This is a genomic window from Wolbachia endosymbiont of Mansonella perstans, assembly GCF_020278605.1.
In the GTDB taxonomy this organism is placed as follows: Bacteria; Pseudomonadota; Alphaproteobacteria; order Rickettsiales; family Anaplasmataceae; genus Wolbachia.
On record NZ_JACZHU010000097.1, the window covers coordinates 2,000 to 3,428 of the forward strand.

The 1,429-nt window shown below is 35.3% G+C and carries 3 protein-coding genes; all 3 read left to right on the plus strand.

What is annotated here, in order from left to right; genetic code table 11:
* Positions 1 to 61: 61 nt before the first annotated feature.
* Positions 62 to 886 (plus strand): 50S ribosomal protein L2, encoded by an 825-nt coding sequence (gene rplB, locus IHO13_RS04865; protein WP_225538529.1) that lies wholly within the window; start codon positions 62 to 64, stop codon positions 884 to 886.
* Positions 887 to 889: 3 nt separating this feature from the next.
* Complete coding sequence (gene rpsS, locus IHO13_RS04870) at positions 890 to 1,174, plus strand: 30S ribosomal protein S19 (RefSeq protein ID WP_225538530.1); 285 nt, start codon at positions 890 to 892, stop codon at positions 1,172 to 1,174.
* A 5-nt stretch (positions 1,175 to 1,179) separates the two neighbouring features.
* A partial coding sequence (locus tag IHO13_RS04875; protein ID WP_225538531.1) for a large ribosomal subunit protein uL22 occupies positions 1,180 to 1,429 on the plus strand: 250 nt, incomplete at its 3' end.

The window sequence follows — 1,429 nt, forward strand, 5'->3', positions numbered from 1 at the left end:
AAAAAGAAAGTTTATTTTTCTTTAATGGGTGATCAAAAGTTAGATATAATGAGTGTTTAATATGGGTGTGAAATTTCTTAATCCTGTTACTCCATCCTCTCGTGGAACTGTGTTAGTAAGTAAAGTTGGTCTATCAAAAGATAAGCCAGAAAAGCTTCTTACATTTGGTAAAAAGTCCAGTGGTGGAAGGAATAATCACGGTAGAATTACAACTCGCCATAAGGGTGGTGGTCATAAAAAGAAGTACAGAATTGTAGATTTCAAGCGTAATAGAAATGATCAAGGTATAGTTGAGAAAATAGAATATGATCCAAATAGAAGTGGATTTTTAGCGTTAATATCATATAAGAGCAATAATACTAAATCTTATATACTAGCTCCACAAAACATAAAGCCTGGTGATGTTGTAATGTCAGGAGATGATGCTGATATATTACCGGGCAATTGTTTATCGTTGAAGTGTATACCTGTTGGTTCTTTTGTTCATGGTATTGAGCTGAAGCCAGGTAATGGTGCTGTAATTGCTCGAGCTGCTGGTTGTTATGCACAAATTGTTGGTCGTGATGGCAATTATGTTCTATTACGGTTGAGGTCTGGTCAAGTGAGGTTGATTTTGTCTTCTTGCAAAGCTACTATTGGTGTAATGTCCAATCCTAATCGTAAAAATAGAAAATTAGGTAAGGCAGGAAGAAGTAGGTGGTTGGGAGTTAGGCCTGCTGTTCGTGGAGTTGCTATGAATCCAGTGGATCACCCTCATGGAGGTGGGGAAGGAAAGACTTCTGGTGGGCGTCACCCCGTTACTCCTTGGGGTATTGTAACAAAAGGAAAGAAAACTCGGAAGAGAAATAAATTTAGTGATAAGTATATAAAGCAATTGAAAGGTTAGTTTATGAGTAGATCTGCGTGGAAACCACCTTTTTGTCATCCATCTGTGCTAAAGTTAGTGAATAGAGCTTTAAAGCAGGGTTCTATTAATAAGGTGATAAAAATTCATTCTAGAGCTTCTGTAATTCTTCCTAATTGTTTAGGTTTAAAATTTGCTGTTTATAATGGTAAAGATTACATTCCTGTTAATGTTAATGATCAGAATATGATAGGTCATAAATTTGGTGAATTTTCGCCTACTCGTAAATTTACTGGGCATAGTGGTGATAAAAAGGTAGCAAGAAGGTAATTAGTATGAAAAACAATTATACAGTAATTAAAGCTAGTTCTAGAGTTTTAAAATCCACTCCTCGTAAGTTAAACTTGGTTGCCAATTTAGTACGCAATAGAAAAGTTTCTTTTGCTACTGTGCAATTGAGGTTTTGCGAAAAGAAAGCTGCTGGCCTTATAGGGAAAGTATTAAATTCTGCAGTTGCTAATGCTCAATATAATTATGGGTTAGATATTGATAATCTATATATAAAGGAAGTTTCAGTAGGCAAAT

Bases quoted from the DNA above. Each gene is read 5' to 3' on its own strand.
- rplB (WP_225538529.1), top strand. From the start codon at position 62: ATGGGTGTGAAATTTCTTAATCCTGTTACTCCATCCTCTCGTGGAACT.
- rpsS (WP_225538530.1), top strand. From the start codon at position 890: ATGAGTAGATCTGCGTGGAAACCACCTTTTTGTCATCCATCTGTGCTA.